This is a genomic window from Shewanella marisflavi (genome assembly GCF_023283925.1).
GTDB lineage: Bacteria > Pseudomonadota > Gammaproteobacteria > Enterobacterales > Shewanellaceae > Shewanella > Shewanella marisflavi.
In genome coordinates this window covers 1-26189 of sequence record NZ_JAKIKX010000003.1, presented here as the reverse complement: position 1 = coordinate 26189, position 26189 = coordinate 1, and the positions used below count along the sequence as shown (strand labels likewise).

The 26189-nt window shown below is 51.6% G+C and carries 22 protein-coding genes; 13 read left to right on the top strand and 9 right to left on the bottom strand.

What is annotated here, in order from left to right; translation table 11 throughout:
• Positions 1-184 precede the first annotated feature (184 nt).
• Positions 185-1993 (top strand): DEAD/DEAH box helicase, encoded by a 1809-nt coding sequence (locus tag L2712_RS07695; RefSeq protein WP_088903758.1) that lies wholly within the window; start codon positions 185-187, stop codon positions 1991-1993.
• Between the two features lie 49 nt (positions 1994-2042).
• Here L2712_RS07695 and L2712_RS07690 read toward each other — a convergent pair whose 3' ends face one another.
• A complete protein-coding gene (locus L2712_RS07690) occupies positions 2043-3170 on the bottom strand; it encodes an NAD(P)/FAD-dependent oxidoreductase (protein ID WP_248977416.1) in 1128 nt (375 codons plus the stop codon).
• Between the two features lie 234 nt (positions 3171-3404).
• Between L2712_RS07690 and L2712_RS07685 the strand changes: the two genes are divergently transcribed.
• The 3 genes from L2712_RS07685 (at position 3405) to L2712_RS07675 (ending at position 6048) form a co-directional block, all read left to right on the top strand.
• Positions 3405-4232, top strand: a complete 828-nt coding sequence (locus L2712_RS07685) for a tetratricopeptide repeat protein (RefSeq protein WP_033538793.1) — start codon at positions 3405-3407, stop codon at positions 4230-4232.
• A gap of 82 nt (positions 4233-4314) precedes the next feature.
• Entirely contained in the window at positions 4315-5136 is an 822-nt protein-coding gene (locus L2712_RS07680) for a tetratricopeptide repeat protein (RefSeq protein ID WP_033538826.1), read from the top strand.
• An 84-nt stretch (positions 5137-5220) separates the two neighbouring features.
• On the top strand, positions 5221-6048 hold the full coding sequence (locus tag L2712_RS07675) for a tetratricopeptide repeat protein (protein WP_088903755.1): 828 nt from the start codon (positions 5221-5223) through the stop codon (positions 6046-6048).
• Between the two features lie 63 nt (positions 6049-6111).
• Here L2712_RS07675 and L2712_RS07670 read toward each other — a convergent pair whose 3' ends face one another.
• The 7 genes from L2712_RS07670 to metB form a co-directional block, all read right to left on the bottom strand.
• A complete protein-coding gene (locus L2712_RS07670) occupies positions 6112-6489 on the bottom strand; it encodes a hypothetical protein (RefSeq protein ID WP_088903754.1) in 378 nt (125 codons plus the stop codon).
• Positions 6490-6516: 27 nt separating this feature from the next.
• Complete coding sequence (locus tag L2712_RS07665; RefSeq protein ID WP_033538796.1) at positions 6517-6738, bottom strand: cysteine-rich CWC family protein; 222 nt, start codon at positions 6736-6738, stop codon at positions 6517-6519.
• A 66-nt stretch (positions 6739-6804) separates the two neighbouring features.
• Complete coding sequence (locus L2712_RS07660) at positions 6805-7872, bottom strand: c-type cytochrome (protein WP_248977415.1); 1068 nt, start codon at positions 7870-7872, stop codon at positions 6805-6807.
• A gap of 11 nt (positions 7873-7883) precedes the next feature.
• Entirely contained in the window at positions 7884-8474 is a 591-nt protein-coding gene (locus L2712_RS07655; RefSeq protein WP_248977661.1) for a c-type cytochrome, read from the bottom strand.
• A gap of 125 nt (positions 8475-8599) precedes the next feature.
• Positions 8600-9490 (bottom strand): methylenetetrahydrofolate reductase, encoded by an 891-nt coding sequence (metF, locus tag L2712_RS07650; RefSeq protein ID WP_033538798.1) that lies wholly within the window; start codon positions 9488-9490, stop codon positions 8600-8602.
• Positions 9491-9754: 264 nt separating this feature from the next.
• Positions 9755-12148, bottom strand: coding sequence for a bifunctional aspartate kinase/homoserine dehydrogenase II (locus L2712_RS07645; protein ID WP_248977414.1), 2394 nt, complete (start codon positions 12146-12148; stop codon positions 9755-9757).
• Positions 12149-12167: 19 nt separating this feature from the next.
• On the bottom strand, positions 12168-13334 hold the full coding sequence (gene metB, locus L2712_RS07640) for a cystathionine gamma-synthase (protein WP_248977413.1): 1167 nt from the start codon (positions 13332-13334) through the stop codon (positions 12168-12170).
• A 223-nt stretch (positions 13335-13557) separates the two neighbouring features.
• Here metB and metJ point away from each other — a divergent pair, with 223 nt between their 5' ends.
• Entirely contained in the window at positions 13558-13872 is a 315-nt protein-coding gene (gene metJ, locus L2712_RS07635; protein WP_033538801.1) for a met regulon transcriptional regulator MetJ, read from the top strand.
• Between the two features lie 77 nt (positions 13873-13949).
• Entirely contained in the window at positions 13950-14690 is a 741-nt protein-coding gene (locus tag L2712_RS07630; RefSeq protein ID WP_248977412.1) for a sulfite exporter TauE/SafE family protein, read from the top strand.
• Positions 14691-14741: 51 nt separating this feature from the next.
• Here L2712_RS07630 and L2712_RS07625 read toward each other — a convergent pair whose 3' ends face one another.
• Positions 14742-15938, bottom strand: coding sequence for a conjugal transfer protein TraF (locus L2712_RS07625; protein ID WP_248977411.1), 1197 nt, complete (start codon positions 15936-15938; stop codon positions 14742-14744).
• A 499-nt stretch (positions 15939-16437) separates the two neighbouring features.
• On the opposite strand from L2712_RS07625, the gene L2712_RS07620 reads away from it, so the two are divergent.
• From L2712_RS07620 to L2712_RS07590, 7 genes are all read left to right on the top strand, one after another.
• A complete protein-coding gene (locus tag L2712_RS07620) occupies positions 16438-16767 on the top strand; it encodes a c-type cytochrome (protein ID WP_248977410.1) in 330 nt (109 codons plus the stop codon).
• Positions 16768-16830: 63 nt separating this feature from the next.
• Entirely contained in the window at positions 16831-18543 is a 1713-nt protein-coding gene (locus tag L2712_RS07615; RefSeq protein ID WP_033538804.1) for a DUF3373 domain-containing protein, read from the top strand.
• 71 nt (positions 18544-18614) lie between these two features.
• Positions 18615-19994 carry a tetrathionate reductase family octaheme c-type cytochrome gene (locus L2712_RS07610; RefSeq protein WP_033538829.1) on the top strand — a complete coding sequence of 460 codons (1380 nt, stop codon included), beginning with the start codon at positions 18615-18617 and terminating at the stop codon, positions 19992-19994.
• Between the two features lie 242 nt (positions 19995-20236).
• Positions 20237-21892 carry an ABC transporter transmembrane domain-containing protein gene (locus tag L2712_RS07605; protein WP_248977409.1) on the top strand — a complete coding sequence of 552 codons (1656 nt, stop codon included), beginning with the start codon at positions 20237-20239 and terminating at the stop codon, positions 21890-21892.
• Positions 21889-23988: an ATP-binding cassette domain-containing protein gene (locus L2712_RS07600; protein WP_248977408.1), complete on the top strand. Its 2100-nt coding sequence runs from the start codon at positions 21889-21891 to the stop codon at positions 23986-23988. Before L2712_RS07605 ends, L2712_RS07600 begins: the two co-directional genes overlap by 4 nt.
• Positions 23981-25306 carry an HlyD family type I secretion periplasmic adaptor subunit gene (locus L2712_RS07595; protein WP_248977407.1) on the top strand — a complete coding sequence of 442 codons (1326 nt, stop codon included), beginning with the start codon at positions 23981-23983 and terminating at the stop codon, positions 25304-25306. Before L2712_RS07600 ends, L2712_RS07595 begins: the two co-directional genes overlap by 8 nt.
• Positions 25307-25315: 9 nt before the next feature.
• Positions 25316-26189: hypothetical protein (locus L2712_RS07590; protein ID WP_248977406.1), on the top strand; the 874-nt coding region annotated here is incomplete at its 3' end.

The following is a 26189-nucleotide window of genomic DNA, read 5'->3' as shown; positions in this document are numbered from 1 at the left end:
TTAACCGCACTCCTGCTTTACTGCTAAAATTATGCCAAGTGGTGGAAAGATATCTCACTTACTGGTATAATAATCGGCTTACTGATTCGTTTTCGGTGCGGGAAGTCGACACGGGGTTGATTTTCTGTCTTTAAAATCTTTTGGTGCAGTCTCTGCACTTAGTTACACCACAAGGCTACAACCCATGTCATCCAGTGAAAAAACTTTCCGCGAACTCGGCCTGTCCGAGCCTTTGTTGCGTGCTCTTGACGAGCTAGGTTACGAAAAACCTACGCCAATTCAAGCAGCTAGTATCGATCCCCTCATGGAGGGTAAAGATATTTTAGGCCAGGCACAAACCGGTACAGGTAAAACAGGTGCCTTTGCACTTCCCCTATTAAATGCTATCGACGCCAATGCCAATACTCCACAGATCTTAGTACTCGCGCCAACGCGTGAGCTAGCCGTTCAGGTCGCCGAAGCATTTGGTAGCTACTCCAAATTTATGAAAGGCCTGCATGTACTGCCTATCTATGGTGGTCAAAGCATGCACCAGCAGCTTAATGCGTTGCGTCGTGGTCCACAGATCGTAGTAGGCACGCCAGGCCGCGTCATGGACCATATGCGTCGTGGCACCCTGAAGCTTGAAACGCTAAAAGCTATGGTGCTCGATGAAGCCGATGAGATGCTCAAGATGGGCTTTATCGACGATATCGAGTGGATCCTGGAGCATACGCCTAAGCAACGCCAGCTAGCGCTGTTCTCTGCAACCATGCCAGAGCAGATCAAGCGCGTTGCCAACAAGTATTTGCAAACGCCGGTACACATCAGCATCGCCGCCAGCCACACCACGGTTGAGTCAATTGAGCAGCGTTTTGTTCAGGTGTCACAACACAACAAACTCGAAGCCTTGGTACGCGTACTGGAAGTGGAAAACACTGAAGGTATCATCATCTTCGTGCGTACCCGTAACAGCTGTGTCGAATTGGCTGAGAAACTTGAAGCCCGTGGCTATGCCTCGTCACCGCTGCATGGTGATATGAACCAGCAGGCCCGTGAACGCGCAGTAGACCAGCTTAAACGCGGCAAGCTAGATATCTTGATCGCTACCGATGTTGCCGCCCGAGGTCTGGACGTTGAGCGTATCGGTCACGTGATCAACTACGACATCCCATACGATACCGAAGCCTATGTACACCGTATTGGTCGTACTGGCCGCGCGGGTCGTACTGGTATGGCGATTCTGTTCGTCACCCACAGAGAGATGCGTATGCTGCGTACCATTGAGCGTGCGACCAAGAGTCGTATTTCGCCAATGAATGTACCTAGCCCAGAAACCGTTACCGAGCGTCGTTTGTCTCGCTTAGGTGAGCAGGTATCAAATACCATCAACAATGAGTCATTAGACTTTATGCATGGCGCCGTTGCACAGCTTTGTCAGCAACTGGAAGTGGATACCGAAGCTTTGGCTGCCGCCCTCCTTAACATGGTGCAAAAAGAACGTCCACTGCAACTGCCACCGATCCAGGAACGCCAGCGCGATAGTCGTGATGAGCGTAACTCACGTGATCGTAGTGAACGTGGTGAGCGCGGCGAACGTAGCCCTCGTGGCCGTCGTGAATCGCGTCCAACGCCAACCAATCTAGGTAAGGCTGACACGCTTAAAGATCATCCAGATGTCAAGATGTGCCGTTACGTCATAGATGTCGGCCGTGACCACGGCGTGGGTGTGGGTAACATTGTGGGCGCCGTAGCCAACGAAGCCAACATCGACAGCCGCTACATTGGCCAGATCCAGCTATTCGATCAGATGACCTCTATCGATCTGCCTGATGGCATGCCAAAAGATATACTGCAACACCTCAAGAAGGTGCGCGTATGTGGTAAGCCACTCAATATTCGCGAAGCGGGAACTGAACTTGCGGGTGCGTCAGATGACAGCCGTCCAGCACGTCGTCGTAAGCCTGTCGGCGAGCGTAAATCTCACCGCAAAGGCGGTAAAGATAACGCTTAAGCGTTAGACGTTTAAAGAAAAGGAGCCTAAGGGCTCCTTTTTTGTTGCCTCAAAGGCTAGGTAACCTCTTAGAGACCTGATCGGCAATGGCCAGGCTCGCGGTGAGCCCCGGCGATTCTATCCCTATCAGGTTAACCAATCCCCCTAGGCCATGTTCGGCCTCACCTTGAATAACAAAATCAGATACCTGGCTATCATTCGGGCCCTGTAACTTAGGCCGGATACCCGCATAGTCAGCTTGCAATCTATCAAGCTCAACCTGAGGAAAATAGGCTGAGATAGCGCGGTAAAATGTCGCCTTCAAGCTCTCTGGCACCGCATATTCTTCAACATTGCTTGGCGGCAAGTAAAGGGTATCAGGACCAAATTTGAGTTGACCCGCCAAGTCTAAGGTTGCATGAATCCCCAGACCTTTAAGACCGGGCTCAGGCACGGGATAAATAAGATGACGAAAAGGACTCTTCCCTTGATAGGAAAAATAGTGCCCCTTGCACCAATGCAAGGTAGGAATAAACGCACTACCCAGCCCCTCTATCTTACTGGCCAGCTCACAGGCATAAAGCCCGGCGCTATTAATCAAATAATGGGTATCTATCTGCAGCGCCAATCCATCATTTACCAGCTCTATGCTAAAGCCATTGTTGTGAGCGCTCGCCCCCATAAACTCAGTATGTGCAGCAAAAATCACCCCGTTTGCCTCGGCTTCAGCCAATAGGCTATACATATAGCCATGGCTGTCTATGATGCCGGTTGAGGGAGAAAATAGCCCGCCCGCCGCCTTAAGCGCAGGCTCCAGCTCCGCCAATTGCCGACGACTCAGGGGCTCGAGATCTTCCACCCCATTGACCCGACCTTGCTCGAGCAAGGCATCAAGCTTAGCCTCCTGCGCCTTATGGCTGGCGACTATCACCTTGCCGACGGGGTTAACCGCGATGCTACGTCGGGCGCAATAGGCATAGAGGTCATGTTTTCCCTGCACACACAGCCTCGCCTTCAGGCTTCCAGTGGGATAATAGATCCCCGCATGGATCACCTCACTGTTGCGGCTGCTGATCCCTGTACCTATGGCGTCGGCGCGATCGACGAGCAGCACCCGCTTAAAACGCTGGCTTAGCCTGGCAGCCACCGCAAGCCCGACTACCCCGGCGCCAACGACCACTGCATCCATCTTATCCATCGCCCGCTTTCTCCCTTAATTTATATCCGGTTAATCAGAAAGATAGTCGCCGTCCCAACGGGGCCATACTACCAACATTAAGCATCATCGGCTTATAACAGACCCAGAGACCCACTGATACTAACCGTAAAACTCACCTTGAATCACGCTTCTACATTAGCACTTAAGTACTATGGCACTATCCGTTAGTTACTGATAGTAAGGGTGATTAACATTTTACAAAAGGAGTTTGGCATGCAGCGGATCGTGAATCAGCTTTTGTTAGCTGCTGCTCTGGTCGCAATAACCTCTACCAGTAATGCATCCCAGTTGTCCGCCTGTAATACGGCGGAATGTGAAGATTACTTTAACGCTTATACCATCTTAACCAAGCGTGGCCATTCGAGTGCCATGGCGACCCTTGGTGAACTCTACTATTCCGGCTACGGTACAGAGCAAGATAAAGATAAAGCCTTTAAATGGTTTAGGCGTGCTGCCAAATTTGGCCACACCACGGCGCAATACAAAGCGGGGATCATGTATCTACAAACCTCGGCACATCAAGATATCGATAAGGGGATCAATTTATTAAAGCGCAGTGCTAAGGCTGCTTTTTCCCCAAGCGCACTGGCCCTTGGCAAGATATATCTACAAAATACCTTAACCGAACCGGATCTCGAAGAGGCCGACAGATGGCTCGCTCTAGCCTATAAACTCAATAATTTAGAGGCTATGAAATTCACCAAGGCACTTAGAGAATCACCCGACACTCGCTCACTCAAGCTGCCTAAAGCCTTTGCTCTTGTCGATGCAGAAAAGCCAATAGCGCCAGACAGTAAAAACGCCATGGAAGAGATGGAAGTGATTCTCGTCGAAGCGCCTGACTTTGCCGCTTACTTCGATGAGGAGATCGCCCAGCTTAACCGTAGTCGCCCTGACACAGCGAAAGGCACGGGCTCCAGCATCGCCGGACGCACTTGTACAGATATTTGGGCCTGTAGCAGCGAAGGAGACAATGAACGCATTCGAGATACCTTGCTGTCAGACTGGGGAAATATCGCATTAGCTTCAAACATTAGATAATTTTGACTTCAACACGTCGTACTTATAGCCATGTATAGCTAGAAGAGTTGAACATGATCGGCTCTAAGAAAGGGACTAAATGATGAAGAACACACTCAAAGCACTCTCGCTCGGACTCAGCCTATGGGCAGTAACCTCATACAGCTACGCAGCCGGGCTGCCTGAATGTGACACGGCAGAATGTCAGGAATATTTCAAAGCCTACACCATTTTAACCAAACGAGGTCACTCGGATGCGATGGCGACTCTTGGCGAGCTCTATTATTCAGGCTATGGCACAGAAAAAAATCCTGAGAAAGCACTCAAATGGTTTAGACGCGCCGCCAAGTTTGGCAATACCACGGCTCAATATAAAGCAGGGATCATGTACCTGCAGCAAACCGACTATCAAGATATCGACAAAGGTATCAGCCTGCTGAAGCGCAGTACTAAGGTCGATTTCTCACCCAGCGCCTTCGTATTAGGCAAAATCTATCTTGGTAATGAGCTCGTCATACAGGATCTCGCCGAAGCCGATCACTGGCTGTCAAAGGCCTATGAGCTTAATAATCAGGAGGCGCAAAAATTTGCCAAACAACTAAAAGGCTCTGAGCTTGGCAAAACAGTAGCACTACCCAAGCTCTATAGCCTGATCGACGCTAAAAGCGCCGACAAACCCGGCAGCAATGCGCCCGTCGGTGAAATGGAAACCATTACGGTGACGGCACCGGATTATACGCAATATTTCGATGACGAAATTCTTCGTCTTAACCATAGCCAACCCGATACAGAGAAGGGCACAGGCTCAAATATTGCCGGACGTACCTGCGCCGAGATGTGGGCCTGTAGCAGTGAAGGAGATGGCGATCGTATTCGCGACTTCCTCCTGTCTGACTGGGGAGCCGCAGCACTTATTTTCAGATAACTTAACACTTCAACATGTCGTACTTTAGGTCACTAACGGCTTAAGGGGTTGTAGTCAACCAACCACCTCAATAGGATGTTTAAAATGAAAAGGATAATCAAATCGCTCTCTATAGGCTTAACCCTGTGGGCGATCAGCTCCAGCAGTTATGCTTCAGGCTTGTCTGAATGTGATTCAGCCGAGTGTAAGGAATACTTCAAGGCCTACACCATTTTAACCAAGCGGGGTCACTCAGATGCCATGGCAACCTTAGGTGAACTCTATTATGCGGGTCACGGCACAAAGAAAAACCCTAAAAAGGCACTCAAATGGTTCCGACGTGCGGCTAAATTTGGCAATACCACGGCGCAATACAAGGCTGCAGTCATGTATCTTCAAGATACCGACTATCAGGATGTCGATAAGGCTATATCTTTATTGGAACGTAGCCTGAAAGTCGATTTTTCACCGAGCGCCCTGATACTGGGTAAGATTTATCTCAATGATAATCTCGTCAAACAAGATCTTGCCGAAGCAGACAAGTGGCTATCTAAAGCCTACGAACTAAACAATGTTTCTGCCAAAAACCTTGCCAATAAGCTCAAAAACTCAGAGCAGGAAAAAAACCTAGCACTTCCAAAGTTATACGCCTTGGTCGAAGCCGATAAAAACGCTAAACCAGGCAGTAATGCCCCTGTTGGTGAGATGGAAACCATTACTGTTACGGCCCCCGACTATCATCGCTATTTCGATGATGAGATCGCCCGTCTCAACACCACTCGCCCCGATACCGAATCGGGTACTGGTTCCAAAATCGCCGGCCGAACTTGTGCCGAGATGTGGGCTTGTAGCTCCGAAGGGGACGGCGAGCGTATAAGAGATGTAATGTTATCTGACTGGGGAAAAGAAACGCTTGCCTTTAGACTCAATTAAATAAGCAACGCCCCGAGCGCTCGTTAGAGGATAAAAAAGAGGCAATTTCGCCTCTTTTTCTTTTTAAAGCCTGTCGAAATCAACCCTGTACGCCAGCGCATCGCAACGCAAATACTCGGCACAATCGTTGTTCAATTTATGGTCGACACATTCCATGACCACTATGCCATTGGCCCCTAGCTTTTGCGCCTTATGCTTTAAATTACCCACTAACAAAGATTCTGTTGGTCTTGGCTGGCTCGAACGCATCCTGCAAAATGAGGTTGAAACCTTGCCTAAGGAATCCGCCTTATAACGATGAATCTCCTCCACACTGTACACCTCGACCTTATAAGTCTTCAAAGCTTCCTCTGGTGAAGGGGCAATATTGGCACTTAGGTTTAAATTGCCACATCCTGGTAGCATCAAAACTCCCAACAGGGTTATTGCTATTTTTTTCATTGATGTTTGTCCTTAAATCATACTTTTTTACTTATCGACACGCCTGACACCTAGCAAAGCCTCTTGTTTCAAGGCCTCAGCGCAAACTTGGCAGATACAGCGTTCAGGCGCCAAGTTATCCAGTGCCAACTGGTGTTTAGGCACAAAGACCTGCTGCTGACACCAACAGGTCTCTATCTGACGCTTAGCCGCCATGGCACAAGCATTAGGCTGCTGACACAGGGGGCAGATACTGGCTTTTATATTCATACATTAAAAAACTGAGTGTTAGCCATCAACGGTAACACTCAGTCTTGGGTTGAACAAGTTTACGGCTTATTGCTTCGCCGGGTTGATGGGATAGGATTGAGTGCCCAGCACGGCTCCCTCTGCTACCGACTCACCATAGTAACCCTGATGTTTGTGGTAACGCTCGGCAAGGTCGGCCACTTTGCCCTCTTTCAGACGTGGATCTTGTGGTCGCTCATGGGAGACCACAAAAGCTGCGACATCCCAGGCATCCTGATGACTGAGCTGAATGCTCTTACCTAGAGGCATGTTCTCATAGATGAAGTTGGCCGCAGTATTCACCCTGTGCATACCCGCCCCCCAGTTAAAGCTGTTTGGTCCCCATAAAGGCGGCAGGCTATAAACCCCTGCCATGGCAACACCTTCGCCGTTTTCACCATGGCAAGATTGACAATGGGCTCGATACACCTGTTCCCCGCGTGCTGGAGAATAGGCCTGCTCTGGCTTGGGAATGGCGGGAAATCCGCGGCCCGGCAATTTAGCGCGCTCATCCAGGCTAGTCGCCTTGGCAATCGCCTCTGGTAAGACAAAGTCCTCCCGCTTGCCCCCTTTAAGCAGTTCTTCATCACTCAGCTCAGGCACAGCCCCCGCTACGCCATATTTGTCCATCAGACCACTCATGGCCAACCAGTAAGAATAAGCCGACAGCGCCACCAATGGCTCACTGCCAGACTCGGGCGCCTTGCCATTCATCGAATAGGTAAAACAGCCCTGGATCCGCTCCTGATAACTGTTTACCTTATCGTTTTTCTTACGATAGGCCGGATAGGCCAGATAGGCGGCCCACAAAGGTGAAGCATTAGCCTTACGGCCGGCATCCATATGACAGTTGACGCAATTGAGCTCATTGCCCACATACTTACCCCGCAGCTGCTGAGTATTCACAAACAGCTGATATCCGAGCCGCACCTTGTCACCGAATGCGCCCTGGGGAATGGCCGAGAGCGCACGCATCTTGAGATACTCAGCGTCAGGGCTTGGCGCAGCCAACTTCAATTCAGCCTGCTTATCGGGCAACTCCCCTGCCTGCACACTATTGCCAAGGGCGATTAAGAGTAAGCCGCTTAGTGTCTGACTCAATAGATTCCTGTTCATTACCGCCTCCTTTATTTCATCTTGGCAAAATAGTCGGCAAGTGCCGCTATCTCATCTTTACTCAGCTTATTGGCGATATGACTCATCATGCCATCAACATCCCCCTTGCGCGTGCCTGACTGCCAGGCCTCCAGCTGGCTCTTAAGATAACTGGCTTGCTGGCCCGCCAGACGAGGAAACTGGCCACCACCTATCCCCGAGGGGCCATGACAAGTGACACAAGCAGGTAAAGTACGCTGCCAGTCCCCCTGATACACCAAAGTTTCGGCAACCGAATCAAAGGTGAGCTGACTGCCACGCGTGACTATTGTCGGTGCGGGCACAGGCTGCGCCGCGAAATAATCGGCGACCTGGCCAATGGCATCTCCCTGCACCGTCATCGCCATAGGCGTCATGGTCGGGTTCTGCCTGTCACCTTGCTGAAACAAGTGGATCTGCTTGGCAATATAGTCTGACGATAAGCCTGCAATTCGCGGCGCAATAGGCTCAATCCCCATCCCCGTAGGGCCGTGGCAACTACCACACAGCGCTGCTGCAGGCGGCATCTCATTGGCGGCTATCACCTGGTTACTCAAAAAAAGAACGGTCACTCCGATAAGCATTTTGTACATATCAACCTCCTTATTAGCTGTGGTTAATCATAGGAGTAAAACCCCACCACGCATACTGGCAATAGGTATAAAAAACCCCGCTGATAAAAGCGGGGCCGGAGGTGATGATAAATGGATTATTTACCCGGTCTGACACCTAAGGTATGGCAGATGGCATAGGTCAATTCGGCGCGGTTTAGGGTATAGAAATGAAAATCCTTCACCCCTTCGCGGGACAACACCTTGACCATATCGATGGCCACGTTAGCGCCGACCATCTGGCGGGTAGATGGGTCATCATCTAACCCCTCAAACTGCTTGTGCAGCCATCTTGGAATAGACACATTGGTCATGCCAGCAAAGCGTTTCAGCTGAGTAAAATTGGTCACAGGCAAAATGCCAGGCACTATCTCTACATCTATACCGGCCGCCACGCAGCGATCACGAAAACGTAGATAAGATTCGACATCGAAGAAGAACTGGGTGATGGCGCGGTTTGCCCCGGCATCAATCTTTTTCTTAAGGTTAATAAGGTCCGCCTGGGCGTTAGGGGCATCGGGATGAACCTCTGGATAGGCCGCCACAGAGATATCGAAATCGGCCACAGATTTCAGCAAGCGCACCAAGTCATTGGCAAAACGAGTTGGCTTAGGGCTTCCCGCAGGGAGATCACCACGCAGGGCGACGATATCGCGTATACCCGAGTTCCAGTAGTGTTTCGCTAACTCCACCAACTCTTCGTCGCTGGCATCGACTAGGGTCAGATGGGGCGCTGCCACCAAGTCTGTCTCTTTTTGAATTCGCTCGATCACCCCATGGGTACGATCACGAACGCCAGAATTAGCACCGTAAGTCACGGACACAAACTTAGGATTAAGCGGCTCTAATCGTCTGATAGAGTTCCATAAGATAGTTTCCATCTCAGGTGTGGCCGGCGGGAAAAACTCAAAGGACACATTGATGTCACCATTGAGCTCAGACAAGCTTTGGTTTAACGAATTGGCGTGTTGTGCATGGTGAAAAGCCATCTTAATTCCCTCAGACCTAGAGCAAAAATATTTTTAGACGTTTGGACGTCTATATGTCCATATACTAGAGAAACTCAGAGTGATGTCAAGCCTAAAAATTGACTCATTGCAAAACAATCTGTTTATAAGATAGTCCGAAAGCGAAACGGCTGACACAGGCAGGCCGATCTCACCGATTCATCCGGCGAAACCCACTGAAAGAGAGATAAAAAGAAGGAGATAAAAAGGTATAAAAAAGGCCGATGCACGCATCGACCCTTTAGATTACTCTTGTAGAAGATCCCGGCACATCTGCGCCAGATCTGACTGCACCGCAGCCGCCGTCACCTCGCGCCCAGCGCCCGGGCCACGGATTATCAGCGGGTTATCCTGATAAAAATCACTGCGGATCACAAAGACATTATCACCCGGTGTCAGGTTGGCATAGGGATGACTTCTATCGACCCACTCAATTCCCACCTTAGCCTTAAGCTGTCCCTGTTGGCTGTCCAGCGAAGCGACATACCTGAGCACCTTGTTCTGCTCGGCGGCCGCCTGATACTGCTGCAACATCTCGCCATCGAGTTCTGCCATACGTGAAAGGAAGTCATCCAATGGGATCTCAGCCAGAGACGCCGGCACTAATGACTCAAGTTCAATATCATCAAGCTCTATGTCATAGCCTATCTCACGGGCCAGAATCAACAACTTACGCTGCATGTCCCGCCCAGAAAGATCATCGCGTGGGTCCGGCTCGGTGATCCCCAGCCCCTTGGCTTCCAACACCAACTGCGAAAAAGGCTTAGTGGCATCATAGTGCTCAAACAGCCAGCACAGGGTTCCCGAGAAGATCCCGCCAACGGCCTCGATACTGTCGCCGCTGTTATGCAGATCGTTGAGTGCATGTTGCACAGGCAAACCCGCGCCACAGCTAGCGTTATAGCGCCAGAACAGGCGGCGGTTGCCCAGCTGCTGTTTCAGCTCCTGATAGAAAGCCAGCGGGCCAGAACCCGCCAGCTTGTTGGCGCTAACGATATGAATACCGCGGGCAAAGAACTCAGGATATTGCAGAGTCAGGTCGGCACTGGCGCTGATATCCAAAGCGATCAACTCATCGCAGTCCAGGGCCTGAAGCTGCTCAAACAGATGAGTGTATTGCCAGGCTGTACCTCGCTCTTCAAAGGCCTTTTGCCAGGTGTTAAGGTCGATATCTGTCTCACTGAGCAGCGCCTTCTTGGAACTCAGCAGTCCCACTAACTCGACGCTGACCTCCAGCTCCTTATTAAGCACAGGGCGAGCACGCTTAAAGAGATCGATCCAGGCTTCACCTATGTTGCCTATGCCCAGCAACAGGACGCCGATGCGCTTACGTGGACCGGCGCAGCGTCTGTGCACCTTCTGAGTTAACAGATTCACCTGGGCCTTAGGCACTAAGGTCACCAAACTCAAACCATCGTTACACAGAGGATGCGCCTCTCGGCTCAGCAGGCGGGAAAAGCCGCGACGATAGAGGCTGGCGTCGGCACTCACTAAGGCCACTAGGCCAAGATCGTCTCTAAGCTGCAACTCATCGATACCCAGCTCGCCAGTATTGGCTTCAAAAATCGCCTGGGCTTGCTTCTGATTTTCATGGGTAAAGGCCAGCTCGGCGCGACCATGAGCCAATGACCAATAGGCCAGTGGCGTCAGCCCTGCCCGGGCAAAGCAAGCCAGCAACTGCGGCAACTCGACATCTATGGTCAAGCTGAATAGGCTAACGCTCGCCAGACTGGTCACCACTGGGGCACTGGCCGACGAGCTCTTTGGCGCGATCAGGGTGAAGTCGGTATGGGGGGCATAACTTGAGCGCACCGCCAGGCTAACCTCGGTATCAAACAGAGGCTGCAGGGTACGATTGTGCAGCACAGGGGAGCCCAGATGCGCCAGGCGATTCGCCTCGGTCAGCGACATGCTCTTAAGCAACTTGGCATCATTAATTCGGTTGGGGTCGGCGTTAAACACCCCTTCGACGTCAGTCCAGATGGTGACTCGCTCGATATCTGCCAGACTGGCCAACAGGGTGGCACTAAAATCTGAGCCGTTGCGACCAAGCAGCAGGGTATCACCCTGTTCATTGGCGCAGATAAAGCCGGTGATCACCAGACGCTCTTGAGGATGAGCCTCAAGCAGTGCCTGCACTCTTTGTCTCGACTCGTCTATGCGGATCTGCGGCACGGCGCCTTCATCGGCTACCAGCAGGGTACGGGCATCGACATCCGATGCGGCCACGCCAGATTCTCTCAGCAGCGCCGCCAGCAGACGCGAAGACCAACGCTCGCCGAAACTCACCACCTGGTTACGTTGATAGTCGTTAAGTTCATCCAGCGACAGCAGGCTACTCAGCTGCGACTTGTCGGTCGACAGGCGCTCTCTGAGGCTACGGGCCTGCTCATTGGAGAGCAACTGTTCAATCAGGTTTTGCTGGTAACTCACCAGCACCTGTAACTCCTCTTGCCATAGCTGATTTGAGTCACACAGCTCCAGCAAGCGGTATAAAAAATTGGTACTCTTACCCGCAGCCGACACCACGATCAAATCATCGCTGTGGCCATGAGTCAGTAAAATGTGAGCGACGCGGCGGTAACAATCTGCATCCGCTAAACTAGAACCACCAAATTTATGCAAATGACATCGTGTCATTTTATGCTCCTCAAACCCTTTAACTACTTACCGCGATAGCCGCTTCTAAACCGGCGAGTATATCTGCCACCAGATCCTCGCCATCTTCAATCCCTACAGACAAGCGGATAAGGGTATCTTTAACACCCGCTTCGCGACGCGCCTCTGGGTCCATCGCTCTGTGGGTCATAGTCGCAGGTACTGCCACCAGACTCTCCACGCCCCCCAGACTCTCGGCTACCGAGAAGTATTGTAACGCATCTAAGAAGGCAACGAGTGCCGATTCACCGCCTTTTAACTCAAAACTGAGCATTGCGCCGAAGCCCTTCTGCTGTCTAGCCGCAATTTCATGGCCAGGATGCTCGACAAGGCCCGGATAATACACTTTTTCTACCGCCTTGTGGTCACACAGCAGGGCCAAAACCTTCTGGGCGTTGGCCTGATGTTCACGAATACGCACCGAGAGAGTTCTTAATCCCCTCAGGGTCAGATAGCTGTCAAAAGCCGAACCGGTCAGCCCCAAAGTATTAGACCACCAGTGCAGTAACTCGCCGACCTCAGGGTCTTTGGCCACCACGGCGCCGCCGACAACATCACTGTGGCCGTTAATATATTTGGTGGTCGAGTGCACCACTATGTCGGCGCCGAGCAACAAAGGTTGCTGCAAGATGGGAGACAAGAAGGTGTTATCCACTACAACCTGCGCCCCAACCTGATGGCTCGCCTGTGCAATGGCTTCAATATCGACCACCCTCAGCAGCGGGTTAGAAGGTGTCTCAAGCCACACCATCTTAGGCGCTTGTGATAGCGCTTGGCGTAACGCGACACCATCGGTTTGATCCACTACGGCTAACTTAAAGGCACCCTTCTTCGCGAGGTTGGTAAAGAGTCGATAGCTGCCGCCATAACAATCATGGGGGACCACCAAGAGATCCTCAGGCCCTAGCAGGCTGGTCACAAGAGTGATGGCTGCCATACCGGTGCAGGTGATCACGCCTGTAGCCCCTTTTTCCAACTCGGCAAATGCATCGCCCAAGATTGAGCGAGTAGGATTGCCCGAACGACTATAATCGAATGCCCGCGGCTGTTGATGCCCTTCAAACGAGTAATTTGTCGACAGATAGATAGGCGGCACCACGGCACCATGCTGAGTGTCTGACTCTATGCCTTGTCTTACGGCGGCGGTGGCTAGTTTACGCTCTGTCATCTTCAACTCCTCAATTCGAATCTGGGCAGAGACCTCTGGCAAAAGAGATGTCTGGACGTCTAAATGTACCTAAGCCAACGGGTAGCGTCAACAACTTTAGACGTTTAGACGTCCAAACATTTAGAAATCTATTTGCAATTACCAAAAATTAGAGGCAATAATTTGACTGTATTTTGTAAGGGTTTAAAATCTGCACCGAATTTGAGAATTTACAGGTGAGTCAATGACTGAGTGGAATGGCGATTATATCAGCCCCTATGCTGAACATGGTAAGAAGAATGAGCAGGTAAAGAAGATCACTGTCTCTATTCCTCTAAAGGTGCTTAAGGTATTAACCGATGAGCGCACTCGGCGCCAGGTCAATAACTTACGTCACGCCACCAATAGTGAGTTACTCTGCGAAGCTTTCTTACATGCCTATACTGGCCAGCCACTGCCGCACGATGATGACCTGTCTAAAGATAAACCCGACAGCATTCCAGCAGAGGTAAAACGCCTAATGACCGAAATGGGCATTGAGTGGGAAGAGATGGAATAACACGGCCACACACTAATCGACAGAGGGATCGCTAGGCGATCCCTCTTTAGTTTTCACACTTAGTCTGGACTATCCCTGTGCCTGCACTTCCGCTCGATCCACAGATCTTGGCGCTCGCCTCGCTTATCGTCTTTGTCGGCGCTCTCACCCAGAGCCTTATCGGCTTTGGCATGGCGATAGTTGCCTCACCGTTACTTTATCTTATCGAGCCCTCATTGGTTCCGGCGCCCGTGATCTTAATGGGTTTCTCTATCGCCCTATTGACCCTATTTCGTGAACGCGGCGCCTTGGAGTTTAATGGGCTGCAATACGCCTTGCTCGGTCGAATCCCAGGTGGATTTATCGGCGCTGGTTTACTCTTGTTCGCCCCACAAGCTATCTTAGGACTCACAATCTCCATCATTGTCGCAATTGCCGTAATGCTGAGCCTGCTCAGGGTTAGCCTGGTGGTCAATCGACGTTCTCTCTTTAGCGCTGGCGTGATCTCGGGGATCTTCGGCAACATAGCTGCCATCGGCGGTCCGCCATTGGCTATCTTACTCTCGGGCAAAGATGCCAAGCAGTTTCGCGCTGCATTGTCGGCCTTCTTTATCTTCAGTTCCGCCATCGCCATGGTGATCTTAGGGCTGACAGGGCTGCTTACCCCGCAACACTTTTACTCCTCGGCCTTACTACTGCCCTCAGTGCTGCTTGGTTATCTGATGGCAAACCGACTCGTCGGACGCATCGACAAACAAAAGACCCGTATGATGACGCTTATCCTCTGTAGCCTGAGTGCTATCCTATTGGCCGCCAAGTCGATAACGAGTCTGCTATAAAATAGAAAAAGCCGGCAATATTGCCGGCTTTTCGATTATCGCTACCTTAGGCTAAAAATGATAAGAAGTTTGAATCACGCCGCCAAAGGCATCGTCACTGCCCACTAAACCGGTAAGATCTAAGTTAAAGAAGCGCCCTATGGTAAAGCCCGTACCTAAGCTATAGAGGTTACTACTGGTATCTTTCATATCGTGGCGATAACCCAACCGCAGCGCAAACCAATCTGTGGCTCTCATTTCACCACCTATGCGCCAATATTGTGTTTCACCCAGCTCGTCAAAGCGCTTATGACCATTGAGATCCACATCGGACGTCAAACTGAACTTATCCCAATCATAGGCAACACCTAAGGTGTATAAGGCCTCGATGCGATAGGTAAACTGACGCCCCAAGGTCTCAACGGTATCGAGCTTCTGACTCACCAAGTTGCGTCCAGATAGGCCCAGGGTTAAGCCTTCTATGGGCTGCATGGCCACACCGATATCTAAGTTAAACACACTATCATTGTTGCGATACTTATCATCGTCAAAGTCATCGACATCGTAGTTATTAGCGTTGACCACATAGTTATAGGTATCTATACGCTGAAGCTTGGGAGATATCCCCACCGCTATCGGCATATTAACGATTGAGAGCGGAAAACTTAAAGCTAGCCCTAGGTCCGAAATAGCTCCCACCACTACGGCGCCCTGTGAGTCTAAATCTGTCACCTCTGGAGGATTGTTGGGATCCAGATTAGTCAAGGAATCGATATCGCTCTGCTCTATCACTGCCACGCTCGCCACATCTATGTATGTCTTATAAAAAATCGACATGGGCATGCGCTTAGTCGGTAGCACCACAGAAAAGCCCAGCCCTACGCTGGCATAGGCGTTCTCGCCATCGAGCGACTCGAGATCGGAAATCAGCAGATCTCGAAAACTGCTTATGCCCGTCACGTCACCGGCATCAATCGCCGCTTCAAGGCTGTCATAGGAATCCTGCAGGGCGTCAAACTTGTCAATGAGGTCATCGAGGCTGCCCACTTCGGCCCCCAAAGCCGGTATCATCACGGCACCACTAGAGTACTTAGGAGCATGAATAGCTAACAGAGCAGGGTTGATAAAGGCGGCACCTTCGCGGTTAGATGCCGCAACCCCGGTTCCGCCCATGGCATCGCTCCTAGCCTCGCTATAGAGAGAAGCAGCAGACGCCACAGAGACATGGCAAGACAATAACACCGCAATAGCCAAGCTAAGGTATTTCATATCATTCACCCCATTCATTATTCTTGTACTTGCTCTAAAAAACTGACCAAGCTGTATTTAAAGATAGACCATGCCCTCAAAACAGTGACTGCAAAACAGGACAATTTAATAATTTTTTCCCCCCCTTTTTAGCCCCAAGCGCCTACAACAATATTTTGCCGACAAACCTGCTCTGCGACTTGCGTTATTGAGCGCATTGGCTGAGCTAAAACAAGTCTAAATACCTATTTAGAGGGTGCTTAAATAACAAAGTGTGATCTTAACCACTCCAATTATTGCTTGGTTTTTCTCGCTAAAACACAAAAACAAACAATATTTTTCAACAACTTAAGCAACATCCATTAGATTTTTATCCATGATATTTTTATCAATTAGATTTATTTCATGAAGGTGATCAACATCAAATTTACAACTGCCCCTTTTTGGTAAATTTTCCAACAAGAAACAAGCATTTTGTTTCATGTTAATAAATCGCTCACAGTAGCGATTAAGGAAAAAGATGATGAAAAACCTAACCAAAATCAGCACCTGTTTACTACTCGCTTTCTGCGTCGGCGGACAAGTCTACGCCGTCGATGGCGGTAACCCTAAGAAAGGCAAACATCTCTACAAAAAAGAGTGCAAAGCCTGCCACAGCAAGGGGGATGCCGCCGGTGAACTCACTCCTATGAGCAAGACCATGAGCCAGTGGGACCGCTTCTTTAAACGTGATATGCACAGCGCTCAACCAGAAGTATTTAAAAAACTCTCCGACAAAGAGCGCTTGGATATTCAGCAATTTTTATACGACCACGCGGCCGATTCCGATCAACCACAAACTTGCGGTTAACCACAGTTTCGTAATCGAAGCGCTCATTCACTTCTCCCGATGAGCGCCTAAGGAGAGATTCACATGCGTACTCTACTGTCTATACTGATCGCTAACGCCCTGGCTATGTCAGGCACAGCCTATGCTGTCGATAGCGACGCACAAAAATTAGCCGAACTGAAACAACAACTTGCCGACCTTACCGAAGAGATTGACGATATCAATAGCCGCGTCGACAAGAACGAGCGCCACACTGCTCTCGACCGACTTGAAATCACCGGTGATTTCCGTACCAAGGCCCATTCATTGCATTACCAAAATGTCACCTGGAACCCTGCAATCAAGGTAGACTTTAATGATTTTGGGGCTAAAGCCATGTCTGGTGCCTTTGGTATGCCTAACGATCCCGACTCCCCGCTGGGACAGATGATGGCAGCCAATCCGGAACTCGCCGCGGCCTTCCAAAGCGGTATGCTGCAAGGCGTGATGCCTTACGTGCTGGCACCTAAAACCACACAAGACATCAACAACGATATCTTCTACACCACGCGTCTGAGACTCAACCTCAAGGCCAAGGTATGGGATAACGTCAGCTTTGCTGGTCGTCTCAGCATGTACAAAAACTGGGGCGACTCAACGGGTGTTCAGGTCTTCGATTCATGGCGCTCTTTCACCATGGATGGCACCAATAGCGGTAACACCAGCGGCGATTGGCTAAGAGTTGAACGCGCCTATTTCGATTGGAAAAATATCGGTGGCAGCAACACCTACCTATCTATTGGTCGTCGTCCATCGACCTATGGCCCACCAACCCAGTATCGTGAAAATGAGAAACGCGGCGGCACACCGTCTGGCCACCTGGTGAACTTTAACTTCGACGGTGCGACCCTGGGCTACAATCTCGGTGAGATCACGGGTATCGAAGGCCAAGTCGTACGTTTCTGCTACGGCCAGGGCTTCGAATCCCAGTGGGGTAATGGTGAGATGTTTGGCGATATCGTCACTAAAGACACCCACTTAGGTGGCTTTAACATCGATGCCATCAACGACGGTAATCACTTCCTGCAATTTACCTTGTTTGGTGCTAAAGACATTAACGACGGCTTCAAGGGCACTATGGCCTTCCCAACTCAGCTTGCGGGAATCTTTGCCCCTACCATGTACCAGGACATGCAGAAGTTCAGTAACTTCAATTTCCAAACCCGAGTACAGCCTAGCGGCGTTATCGGCGACATGTACCTTGGCGGTATAGGTTATGCCTACGAGAGCGATGAAGACTTCAAGGCCTTCGCCTCTTTCGGCTGGACCCGCGCCGAAGGCAACGGCAATGCCGGTATGTTTGGCGGCATGCTAAGCGATGCAATATTTGAAGCTCAGCTTAATGCCGATGGCAGCGAGATCATCATGATGCCAAGTGCCGCCGACGAAGCTGACACCAAAGATGGTTATGGTATCTATGTGGGCATTCAAATCCCTGCACCTTACGGCAAGTTCGGTCTCGAGTATAACTATGGTTCCAAGTACTGGACCCCATTTACTCAGGCGCAGGATGACCCTATCGGCAGCAAGCTAGCTACCCGTGGTCATGTGGCAGAGGCCTACTATATGTTTGATATCAATCCAAGAATGTTCATCAAGCTGGCTGGTCTCTACTACGACTACGAATATACCGGAAGCGGCACTCCGGTAGGCGCCCCACAAAAAGTGGATGACGTGGTAAATGGCTCAGCCTACTCAATGTTGCCTGTGGTCGATACTGCCTATGACCTCAACGCTTCATTAGTCATCAACTTCTAACTTTATTGTCTCCCCCGGCTTCGGCCGGGGGTAGGGAAATCAGCATGAAACTCACTTACTCTCTTACGGCGATGTTTGCTGCAGGGATCTTCGGCTTGGCCAGCCTTAATGCCGTTGCCGAAAATCCGCACAAGGAAGCCATTCAGGGGCCCTTTACCCAGGGCTCTCAGGTGACCGAGCAGTGCATCGAATGCCATGAAGATCACGCCAAAGACTTTATGAAGTCTTCTCACTGGACCTGGGAACTGGAACAAGATCTCCCTGGACGCACAGTAAAGCGTGGTAAGAAGAACGCTATCAATAACTTCTGTACCTCAATTTCAGGTAACGAGCCAAGATGTACCAGTTGTCACGCTGGCTATGGTTGGAAAGACAATAACTTCGACTTTAGCGACATGACCAAGGTCGACTGTCTGGTGTGTCACGACACGACGGGCACTTACATCAAAGATCCCGCCGGCGCAGGTGAAGCTCTGGCAAAGGTCAACCTAGAGCGCGTTGCGCAAAATGTTGGCATGCCAGTGCGTGACAACTGTGGTAGCTGCCACTTCTATGGTGGCGGCGGCGATGCGGTCAAACATGGAGATCTCGACTCCTCTATGGCCTATCCCGATAAAGCCACCGATGTGCATATGGACACAGATGGTAATGACTTCCAGTGCCAAACCTGTCACACCACACAGGAGCACCAGATCACGGGTAATGCCATGGGGGTTTCACCAGGTGGACAGAACGATATCGGCTGTGAAAACTGCCACGATGGTGCGCCGCACGCCAACAAGCGCCTCAATACCCATACCGCCAGTGTCGCCTGTCAGACCTGTCACATTCCTTTCTTCGCGCGTAACGAACCCACCAAGATGAGTTGGGATTGGTCTACCGCAGGACAAGACCTACCTGAAACCAAGGATGAAAACGGCAAAAAGACCTTCCAGAAGAAGAAAGGTAGCTTTGTCTGGGGCAAGATGGTTGAGCCTGAGTATGCCTGGTACAACGGTAAGGCCGATGCCTACATGGCTGGTGATAAGATGGATCCCTCTAAGGTCACTAAACTGACCTCACCACTGGGTGATATCACAGACAAGACAGCTAAGATCTATCCATTCAAGGTACATCGCGGCAAGCAGATCTTCGATGCTAAACAGAACATCATCATCACGGCAAAAACCTATGGCAAAGGCGGTTACTGGACCGAGTTTGATTGGGATAAGGCCGCCAAGCTTGGCATGGAAGCTAATCAGGCACTGACCCAACAAGGCATCAAGTACAGTGGCGAGTACGGCTTCGCCGAAACCGAGATGTGGTGGCGCATCAACCACATGGTTTCGCCAAAGGATCAGGCGCTCAAGTGTAACGACTGCCACAACAAGGGCACACGTTTAAATTGGCAAGCCTTAGGCTACGACGGCGACCCAATGAAAAACAAGAAAGGCCCTAAACACGCTAAATAAGTAATCATTTTCATCATCACCCCCGCAGTAAAGAGGTCTGGTTCGCCAGGCCTCTTTTTTATCTCAAGCAACTTATCCCAGCCCCATTCAGCAACTGACTATGACAAACCGAGCTTTGCTGTTAAATCAGAAATATAGACATTTGTTTTATATCTTAGCCTTGTCATAACTGCTAGTTTTAGTCCCAGCAACATTGAACTACACTCTTGTTTAATCGCCAATTATTCCAAGGGATGGCATAGATGGTTAAAACCTTTCGTTTGCTCGCACAGAATCAGTCGCTCATCGAACTGCTCCTGGCCTCTGTGTTTATCAATCTGCTTTCACTCGCATTGCCTTTCACCATGTTGCAAATCTACGATCGCATCTTGCCCAATGAGGCGCACGGTACCGCAACGGTACTTGTGATTGGGGTAGCCATCACTATCCTGCTAGAACTAATACTCAGATACGCCCGCAGCTGGCTACTAGGCGCCTCGGCGGCTAACTACGAGTTGCACACTATAACCCGAGTGGTGAAACGCCTGCTCAATGCCGATTACCACCACATTGAAAATCTCGGCGCAGGCAAGATCTCACACGGCATCCATGGCATAGCGGCAATGCGTGACATCTATTCAGGGCAGGCGGCCGTGGCACTGATGGATTTCCCCTTCGTTCTTATCTTCCTCGCCCTAGTGGCCTACATTGGTGGCCCTCTGGTATTTATCCCTTTGATCGTTTGGCTAATTGCAGGCATAAGAGTATGGCAACTGGGGCAGAAGCTCTCACTCGCCACCAAGGAGCTGAGCCTGAGTAAGGATGAACGCACCCGCCTCTTGATGCTAGTGCTGTCAGGGCTCACGACCACCAAAGCGATGGCGCTCGAATCCCGCATGACCTACGCCTATAAAAAGATCAATCATCAACGTCTCGCGCAGCAGGAAGAAGTCGACTGGCTTTCGGCGAAACTACAGGAGCTGATTCAGGGCACCGCCCAAGCCACCACCCTATGCCTTGTGATGATTGGCTGTTTCGAGGTGCTCAATGGTAACCTGACCACTGGCGGCTTGGCGGCATGCTCCATCCTGGCCGGTCGCGCCGTTGCTCCCCTTAGCGCCATCGGCAGCCTGAGGGCCAAATATGTCAGCGCTAAAGAGGCGATGGATCAAGTCAACGCCCTAGTCGATACCCCCCAGGAAACCTTTAACGGCCAGACTCGCTATCAACATAAGCTTCCTCTGGGTCCCATCTGTTTAGAGGATGTTTGCGCCGAGAAAACCAGCGCCCGGCTCGACAACATCAACCTAACCATTCCTGCAGGTGCCATAGCCACTATCACTTCCAATCCCATGACCCATGCCAGCCTGCTGTTGAGTACCATAGGGGCTTATCATCAACTAGATAGCGGGCAGATCGCTATTGCGGGTGTGCCACAGCAAGATCACGATGGCTTCGAATACCGCCAATCCATCTGCTATGTCCCCCCGTGGGCTAGTCTCTTCAGCGGCTCCATCTTAGACAACCTGACTCTGTTTCGCCGTGAACGCGAGGCCAGCGCCATGTTGATTGCCGACCAACTCGGTCTATCGGCGACCCTGGCTCAGCTGCCGGCAGGCTACCAGACTCAAGTGGGCAGCACTGAAAATCAGGTGCTCAACAAAGGCGCAATAAAGTTAATCGCCTTAGTGCGAGCACTGGCGCAGTCACCCTCTATACTGCTTCTGGATGAGCCCATGGTCTCTCTGGATGCGGACTCTCAGGCGCGCCTGCTGCAGCTGTTACACGAGCGTCGCACACAGATGACGGTGATCATCGCCTCCTATTTTGATGAAGTCGCGGCGCTAAGCGACGTGCAGATCGCACTCGGCGAAAGCGGCGAGCTCCTCAGCCTAACGAAAGGAGGAACGCGTCCATGAATCAGTCCCAAGACCCGATACATCTGCCTAAGCCACTGCTGATCGCCCTGTTCCATCAGCTAGGGCTCAGTGTTCAGGCCAGTAATATTGACAAGAGCCCCCTAGACGACAGGCTTACCTACCTTGAAGCTTATATTCTGCTGAAGAAACATCATGTGGGCATCAATGTGCAAGCTCTGGATGCCGACCTCTTGGTACACAGCGTCTACCCATTCATTTTGCTGCCACAGGATGGAGAACCTATGGTAGCGCGGCGCAGCAACCATAGCTTTCAATATTTGAGCAAAGATAATCAATGGATCACGCTCGATAAGCTGCCGAGTACTGGCCACGTGTTTCTAGTGGAGAGCCTGCCAACCCAGAGCAAAAGCAGCAGTGTGTTTGCCTCCCATCTAGCCAAACTCAAGTCCTGGTATCGCCCCATCTTCTGGCTAAGTCTGCTCTCCAGTCTCAGCGGATTAGCCATCCCCCTCTTTACGATGGTGGTATATGATAGGGTTATTGGTGGTCAGGCGTCGCAGCTCCTTCCTAGTATCGCCTTTGGCGCTGCCTTGGCCTTGGGAATATTTGTCGCCAGCCGCTTGCTTAGGGCACAGGCACTAGCCAATGTCAGCAACCGATTCGCGAGGGATCTTTCCGGCATCACCTTCAATCGTCTGTTGAGCATGCCCCTTAGTCTGCTCTCGCGTGTTGGCCTCTCCAGCCATATTGCCAGGATGCGTAACGCCGAGAAGGTACGCAGCCTAGTTGCTGGGCCAGGCGGCGCAGGCCTCATCGATCTCCCCTTTACCCTCATCGCCCTCGTCGCCATCACGCTATTGAGTGGCTACTTAGTGCTGGTACCGTTGGTGATGTTGGTACTCTTCTATTTGGTAATGAAAGCGCTGGATAAGTTTACCCAAGGTGCAGCCCCTACCATAAGTGGCGAGTATCAGAATAGTCTCAACGAGCTGGCGACTCACCTGTTGCCGCTCAAGAGCGCGGGAGAAAGCGGCGCCTGGTACGAGCAATTTATACGCCGGGCCCGGGAGCATTGCCGACAGAATTTTCTCTACAGTAAACGTGCTGGCCTCAATGCCGCGGTGGCCCATGCCATGGGGCTGTTTACCGCCCTAGCCACAGTGTTTACTGGCATCTTCCTGGTACTTAACCAAAGTATCAGTCCGGGGGCGTTGATCGCCTGTGTCATGTTGATCTGGCGGATCACAGGACCGGCGCAACTGGCCTTCGCCTCGCGCCAAAAGTTTAACCTGCTCAAGGGCGCCATCGATCAGTTTGATCGCTTCATGGCTGTGACCACAGAGTTCAATGAACTTAGGCTCGACTCACCGAATCTTAAACTGGCACCGGCGCTATCCTTTAAACATGTGACCCAGAGATACAGCGCCGACAGCGAACCCGCCCTATCGGGGGTTACGCTCGACATAGAAGCGGGTGAGACGGTAGCCATTATAGGCCCTAACGGCAGCGGCAAGACCTCGCTGCTGCTCACCGCCATAGGGGTTATCGAGCCCCAGGCAGGCTTTGTTACCATCAATGGCAAAAACCTGAAACAGTTCGACCCAGAGATCTTCCGCCAATGGGCTGCCTTTAGCCCCACCAATAGCGAGATTTTACCCGGCACCCTGGCCGACAACCTTCGCTTGGCCAAACCAGAGGCCAGCGATGAGGAGCTCAAACAGGCCCTCACAGATGCCGGTGGCGCCTCGTTGCTGCAGGCGCTGAAACAGAACATAGATACCAACCTCTTCTCCCGCGGCACCAGCATGTTCTCGGCAGTGGAGAGCAGCTATATCAGTTTGGCAAGGGCCCTATTGAAAGGCTCTCCCCTCCTGGTGATGGATGAGCCGATAGCCAATCGCAATCCCTTTGCCCGACAGGCCTTTATCCAAACCCTCAAACGTCTCAAGGGCAAGACCACAATCCTGTTCACCACACACGATCAAGCGCTGATCCAGCAGGCCGACAAGGTAGTGATCCTCGACAAGGGCGCCGTGGTCTACGCAGGTCAGCTGCCTAACCAAGACAGTGTGACAACACAAAGTGCAACTCATCAGGACTCAACCCCCAGCATGGAGGCCTCACAAAATGAATGACAGCCAACTTACTCAGCATTCCTGGCCTGAACACGAATTTACCGAGGCCATCGAGGCGCCCGCCGAGAAGCGCGCCATTCGCCGTATTACTTTCTTTATCGCCGCGGCCGTCTTTATTCTACTGATCTGGTCTATCTTCACCAACATAGAGGAGATCGCCAAGGCCAAGGGCCAGGTGGTGCCGCTGGGCCACAGGCAGGTGATCCAGAGCCAGACCGGCGGCACCTTGGCGTCGATCGCCGTCGCCGAGGGAGACTTGGTTCAGAAAGGCGACCTGATCGCTAACTTCGTCGCCACCGACAGCCAGGCTCTCAAAGAGGAGCTTCAGAGCAAACAGGCCAACTTAGAGCTGAAAATAGAGCGTTACAACGCCTTCCTCGAAGAGCGCGAGGCAGACTTCAACGCCTATCAGCTCGGATTTCCCACCTTGGTAACACAGCATATCAACGCCCTAGCGCGTATGAATCAGGAGAAACAGGCGATCATTGCCCTATCCGAATCTGACGTGGCTAAGTCTGAGGCTGAACTCTCCAGTATCGAGCAGGAAATTCCCCCACTCAAAGATCAGATCCGCTCGGTCGAACAGACTCTCCAAATGATGAACTCGGTCAAGGAGCAGCAAGCGGTCTCTAAGCTCAGGATGATGGAATCGCAACAGAAACTTGATTCCTATATTCGTGAACTCAAAGTCTTGGAGGGGCGTCGTAGCGTGCTGCAACGCAATATCGACAATCAAGAGAAACAGCTCGCCCAGAAACAGGCGAGCCTCTTCAACGAGGTAGGTGAGAAACGCGCCGACGCCCAGGCCGAACTGCTGGGCATCATTGCCCGGCTCAAATCCTCTGACTCCCTGGTACAGCAGAACCGAGTCACCTCGCCGGTAGATGGCATCATTCAATCTATCCCCAACAACTCGGCGGGTAGCGTGATCCAGCCTGGCGGCACAGTGGCGGTGATAGTTCCCACCACCCCCACGGCGCTGCTTGAGGCCAAGCTGTCACCCAGAGATATAGGATTCGTCACCGTAGGGCAGAAGGCCCGAATAAAGATAGATGCTTTCGACTACAGCCGCTACGGCGCCATCGATGGTCAGGTGAAGAAGATCTCCCCCAGCACGGACGCGGACGAAAAGGGAGGAGTCTTCTATAAGGTACAAATCGCCATCGATAAACCCTACTTCGGCGACCAACCTGACAAGCTGGCACTGATCCCAGGCATGACGGGGGAAGCCGACATAGTCACCGGCGACAAAACTGTCTTCCAGTACCTGTGGAAGCCAGTCTTTACCAATGTGACCGAAGCCTTTGGTGAACGTTAGGAGAACACCATGAGCCAAAATAAGCGCCCCCAGAACAAGCCTCATAAGGACAAGCCGCTCACCAATTCGCAGCCAGCGAGCGAGCCTGAGCAGTTAACGGAGGCTCAGCGGCGTGAACGAAAGGCGAAGCATCTCGCCAGGGCGCAGGACAAAGCGGTAAAGCAGCTCAAAGCCGAAGAGTATCGCGACGGCAAAACAGAAAAACGCTTCAATCAAGATCTAGTGGCGGACAAACCTTGGCACACGCCCTCCAGCGCTAGCACGGCGCCAGAGGAACTAAACTCAGATCTGGCAGATAGTGCAGATCTCGACTCGAAGGCTCAAGGCGACCAGACACCTGACACAGCAGGATTAGACGATAAGATAGTATCAGATGCACAGTCGCTAGATTCGGCCTCATTAGCCGCAAAATCACAAGCAGCGCAGTCACAGCAAGCTCAACCACAAGAACCCCAAACACTAGAAGCACAAGGAAATGCAGCGCAGGCGCAAAACAAGCTGGCTCATCGCTCGGCGCAGACCACGGGGCTAGATGAATTTAGCGGCTTCGACAAAGACACTGGCCAGGCACCGAGCCTGACCCCCACCGCCCACGCCCTCACCTCAGATGGCAAGCCGCCCGCCTTTCAGGTGACTCTGACGACCAGCAAGACATCAGCCCACAAGCCGCTGCAGCCGAGCACCGACTCGACACAGCATCCGAGCACACAGCCCCCAACCACAGAGCGCCCCACTACCGAGCCCCAGGTCTCGCTGACGGGTACTAGCACTGGCACTGGCACTGGCACTGGCACTGGCACTGGCACTGGCACTGGCACTGGCACTGGCACTGGCACTGGCACTGGCACTGGCACTGGCACTGGCACTGGCACTGGCACTGGCA

Coding starts and splice junctions, on each gene's coding strand:
- L2712_RS07605 (WP_248977409.1), top strand. CDS start 20,237: ATGGTTAAAACCTTTCGTTTGCTCGCACAGAATCAGTCGCTCATCGAA.
- L2712_RS07655 (WP_248977661.1), bottom strand. CDS start 8,474: ATGCTTATCGGAGTGACCGTTCTTTTTTTGAGTAACCAGGTGATAGCC.
- L2712_RS07600 (WP_248977408.1), top strand. CDS start 21,889: ATGAATCAGTCCCAAGACCCGATACATCTGCCTAAGCCACTGCTGATC.
- metF (WP_033538798.1), bottom strand. CDS start 9,490: ATGGCTTTTCACCATGCACAACACGCCAATTCGTTAAACCAAAGCTTG.
- metB (WP_248977413.1), bottom strand. CDS start 13,334: ATGACAGAGCGTAAACTAGCCACCGCCGCCGTAAGACAAGGCATAGAG.
- L2712_RS07610 (WP_033538829.1), top strand. CDS start 18,615: ATGTTTGCTGCAGGGATCTTCGGCTTGGCCAGCCTTAATGCCGTTGCC.
- L2712_RS07670 (WP_088903754.1), bottom strand. CDS start 6,489: ATGAAAAAAATAGCAATAACCCTGTTGGGAGTTTTGATGCTACCAGGA.
- L2712_RS07680 (WP_033538826.1), top strand. CDS start 4,315: ATGAAGAACACACTCAAAGCACTCTCGCTCGGACTCAGCCTATGGGCA.
- L2712_RS07695 (WP_088903758.1), top strand. CDS start 185: ATGTCATCCAGTGAAAAAACTTTCCGCGAACTCGGCCTGTCCGAGCCT.
- L2712_RS07665 (WP_033538796.1), bottom strand. CDS start 6,738: ATGAATATAAAAGCCAGTATCTGCCCCCTGTGTCAGCAGCCTAATGCT.
- L2712_RS07645 (WP_248977414.1), bottom strand. CDS start 12,148: ATGACACGATGTCATTTGCATAAATTTGGTGGTTCTAGTTTAGCGGAT.
- L2712_RS07625 (WP_248977411.1), bottom strand. CDS start 15,938: ATGAAATACCTTAGCTTGGCTATTGCGGTGTTATTGTCTTGCCATGTC.
- L2712_RS07595 (WP_248977407.1), top strand. CDS start 23,981: ATGAATGACAGCCAACTTACTCAGCATTCCTGGCCTGAACACGAATTT.
- L2712_RS07620 (WP_248977410.1), top strand. CDS start 16,438: ATGATGAAAAACCTAACCAAAATCAGCACCTGTTTACTACTCGCTTTC.
- metJ (WP_033538801.1), top strand. CDS start 13,558: ATGACTGAGTGGAATGGCGATTATATCAGCCCCTATGCTGAACATGGT.
- L2712_RS07660 (WP_248977415.1), bottom strand. CDS start 7,872: ATGAACAGGAATCTATTGAGTCAGACACTAAGCGGCTTACTCTTAATC.
- L2712_RS07685 (WP_033538793.1), top strand. CDS start 3,405: ATGCAGCGGATCGTGAATCAGCTTTTGTTAGCTGCTGCTCTGGTCGCA.
- L2712_RS07690 (WP_248977416.1), bottom strand. CDS start 3,170: ATGGATAAGATGGATGCAGTGGTCGTTGGCGCCGGGGTAGTCGGGCTT.
- L2712_RS07615 (WP_033538804.1), top strand. CDS start 16,831: ATGCGTACTCTACTGTCTATACTGATCGCTAACGCCCTGGCTATGTCA.
- L2712_RS07675 (WP_088903755.1), top strand. CDS start 5,221: ATGAAAAGGATAATCAAATCGCTCTCTATAGGCTTAACCCTGTGGGCG.